Origin of the sequence: Streptomyces sp. NPDC005878 (assembly GCF_040629815.1) — a bacterium.
In the GTDB taxonomy this organism is placed as follows: Bacteria; Actinomycetota; Actinomycetes; order Streptomycetales; family Streptomycetaceae; genus Streptomyces.
In genome coordinates this window covers 1-2,989 of sequence record NZ_JBEXWK010000061.1, presented here as the reverse complement: position 1 = coordinate 2,989, position 2,989 = coordinate 1, and the positions used below count along the sequence as shown (strand labels likewise).

The 2,989-nt window shown below is 67.7% G+C and carries 5 protein-coding genes; all 5 read left to right on the top strand.

Going from position 1 to position 2,989, the window contains the following annotated elements:
- On the top strand, positions 1–185 hold a 185-nt coding region (locus ABZ404_RS39075; protein WP_358991723.1), incomplete at its 5' end, for a hypothetical protein.
- A 284-nt stretch (positions 186–469) separates the two neighbouring features.
- A complete protein-coding gene (locus ABZ404_RS39070; RefSeq protein ID WP_358991720.1) occupies positions 470–772 on the top strand; it encodes a hypothetical protein in 303 nt (100 codons plus the stop codon).
- 102 nt (positions 773–874) lie between these two features.
- Positions 875–1,282: a hypothetical protein gene (locus ABZ404_RS39065; RefSeq protein ID WP_358991717.1), complete on the top strand. Its 408-nt coding sequence runs from the start codon at positions 875–877 to the stop codon at positions 1,280–1,282.
- A gap of 174 nt (positions 1,283–1,456) precedes the next feature.
- The gene (locus tag ABZ404_RS39060; protein ID WP_358991714.1) at positions 1,457–1,705 is read left to right on the top strand and encodes a hypothetical protein; all 249 of its coding nucleotides are present in this window, start codon (positions 1,457–1,459) and stop codon (positions 1,703–1,705) included.
- A complete protein-coding gene (locus tag ABZ404_RS39055; RefSeq protein WP_358991712.1) occupies positions 1,702–2,853 on the top strand; it encodes an integrase in 1,152 nt (383 codons plus the stop codon). The genes ABZ404_RS39060 and ABZ404_RS39055 overlap by 4 nt, the downstream gene beginning before the upstream one ends.
- The last annotated feature ends 136 nt before the right edge of the window (positions 2,854–2,989 follow it).

The window sequence follows — 2,989 nt, the reverse complement described above, 5'->3', positions numbered from 1 at the left end:
CGGGCAGCGCCGCCGCCGCGGCGATCGCACTGCGGCAGGTCGGCGGCTGCTTCGAGCATCGCCCGGTCGACGTGACTTCGTTCGGCGAACTCGACCAGATGATGTGCGCGTTGTGCGGCCGGTTCCTGATGCCCCGTGGGGACGAATGGGTGCTGGCTGATCCTGGCGACCCGCGGTGGGGATAGCCTCGGGGAATGGACGCACCAGAGAGCGTGGGAATCGTCGCCGCGACGTTGAGGATCGTTGCCGAGCAGGTTCGGGATGAGCGGGACCGCGCAGATCTGTTGAACACGGCCGATGCGGTCGAGTCCTCCTGGCATGACGCATGCTGCCCTCTCTGCCAGGAGGTCACCTGTGACGACGGGTGCCCGCTGTCCGCTGCTCGCGGTCGATAGGGCGTCCCGTCCGCAGGATCGTTCTGGGGGAAGCGCACAACGTGTGTTACGGGCGAGCGGAGTAGCCTCAGAGGATGCTGAACGGAAAACAGCGGGAGCCGGCCACCCACGACTTCGGTCCTGGCCGCCGTTACTGGGGTCACGACTACTGCATCAGCACGGTTACCAGCAGCGGGCAGCGCATCCGGTTGTCCGGATGGGGGCATGACGGCCTTCTCATCGAGGAGGGGGACTATCTCCTGCTGGACAAGAAGAACGGCCGATCTACTCGGTACCGCGTGGAGGAGATCGAGCGGGTTATGGAACCCGACGATATGTGGCACGCCACCTTGGTCTTCGCGCCCCGGGTGTATCACCCTCTGGCCCCCGAGGCCTGATGAATGACACCCACCGGGAGAACCTAACTAGCTGTTCTGCACGGCGTGATCAGAAGGTCAGAACGCAGGAGCTTTGAGCGGCGTTCTGCCATGCTGACGGCCATGAGCAACGAAAGAGATCTGTACCTGCAAGCCTTGATCTTTATGGTCGAGCAGGATCCCCAGAACAGTGCCTCGATCACCTTGGTCGTGCCAGGGGCCGTGGTGCACGGTCAACTCATCGGCTGGGAGGCATGGCGCGCCGCGTGGAAGGTGCAGTTGCGGGCGGTGGGGACTGGAACGGGTGTGGAGGCAGTGGCCGCCCTGCCGGACGTCATTGACCGTGCAGTTGAACGTCTGCGGGACGAGCTGGCCGGCGAAGACACGGAGGAGGACCCGCTGCGGCACTACGTGCATCTGCGTAATGCGACGGTCGTCAGCGGCGCGCCGTCGACGTCCGTCACAGGTGTTCTGTGGCGCGGTCGTGTGGCTGAGGTAGTGGGTTGGAACCTGGGCCGCGGCAACGGCTGAGCGTCTGCGGGGCAGAGTCGGCGAAGTCGGTGTTCTGCTTAGGATCGTTCCTGGCGAAGAATCGAACTGTTCGAGGAACTGGCCCGTCCGGGCGGGGTGTCGGGGCAATCGGTGGGGCTGGCTCTAGATAATGTACCTTCTGAAGAGCGAAACGATCAGAAGGGGGGCGGGCACGTGACCCGGTACAAAGCCTTCGACTGCGGCGACGACTGCCACCCGGTCCGCTACACCACCTTCACCAAGCGCGGTTGGTTCGGACGTAAACGCTGGGGAGTCTTCGACCACCACCATGGAGAACGTCTCAACCGGCTGCACACCGACGAAGAAGCGCTCCACAACTGGCTGGAAGCGCTGGAAAGGATGGAATTCCGCGAGCGATGCTTCATGGAAAACCGGGAGCGGCGTAGGGCAGCGCGACGGTGAGCGACGACTTGGAGCCGGTCGAAGCGGAGCTGGTCGACGACCACCTCCCCGCGATCCCCGAGAACCGAACTCCCGCTGTCCCGGCGGCAGATGCGGATCCGGACGCGTGGCTGTCCGACCAGGCGCGCGAGGACCTTCAGGCGGGCATCCCCGAGGGGACGGGGGATGCGTACGAGGGGGACATGCTGCGGTTCGCGCAGTGGTGCGTGAGCGTGAAGCGGCGGCCGATGCCCGCGGCGGCGCAGACCGTCACCGAGTACCTCTCCTACCTGAAGCGCACGCCGCGCCCGCGCACCGGGCGGCCCTACAGCCCGAACTCGATGGACCGGATCATCGCCGCCATCCGCTCCTCTCACCGGGCGGCCGGGGTGAAGCCGCCGGACACGATGGGTGCGCGCAAGGTCGTGGTCGGCTACCGGATGGAGCTGTCGCTGGCGAAGGATCCGGCGGCCAAGCCCCGCAAGGCCACGCCCGCCGACCGGGCCGTGCTGCAGCACGCGTTGGGCAAGCTGGACCGTACGACGCTGGTGGGGATGCGGGACGCGGCGGTAATGCTGCTCGGGCACGCGGTGGCCTCCCGTGGCAGCGAGCTGCAACTGCTGGACTGGCCGGGCAGCTTCACTCCGCTGCCCGACGACGGCGGTCTGCGAGCGACGGTGTACCGCAAGAAGCGGAAAAAGTGGCAGGACGTCGACATCCCCCTGGACCCGGACCCGGAGTTGTGCGCGGTGCGGGCGGTGCGTGCCTTGGCTGCGGGGCTCGCGGAGAACGGCCACACCGACGGGCCGCTGTTCGTGCGGATGGACAAGCACGGCTACCTCAACCCGCCCATGACCCGGTACGGCGAGCCGATCGGTGATCCGGCCGGGCGGATGACAGTGGAGTCCCTCTCCGACATCATCCAGCGCTCCATCGAGCGCACGGGCCTGCCCGGCCGGTGGCGCTCCCACTCCACCCGGCGGGGCTTCGTGAAGTCGGGTCGCAAGGCGGGCGCGGACCTGGTGCGGCTCGGCCGGCACGGCGGGTGGGAGGACAACTCCAAGGCGTTGATCGGGTACGTGGAGGAGGAGGACGCGGGCGGGGAGCTGAACCCGCTGGCGCAGATCGGCCGCCGCGCAGTGAAGAGCCAGGACGGGGACGACGGGTGAGCGGGCAGGCCCCCGCGTCCGTGCGCCAGTTGCACGCGGCGATCGACCGGGCGTTCCCGGCGGGTGAGGGCGGGGTGCAGCCGGTGCGGCGGCGGCAGTTGCGGATGGTCGCCGACATGTGGGGCCGTGCCCTGGA

Coding starts and splice junctions, on each gene's coding strand:
- ABZ404_RS39070 (WP_358991720.1), top strand. CDS start 470: ATGCTGAACGGAAAACAGCGGGAGCCGGCCACCCACGACTTCGGTCCT.
- ABZ404_RS39065 (WP_358991717.1), top strand. CDS start 875: ATGAGCAACGAAAGAGATCTGTACCTGCAAGCCTTGATCTTTATGGTC.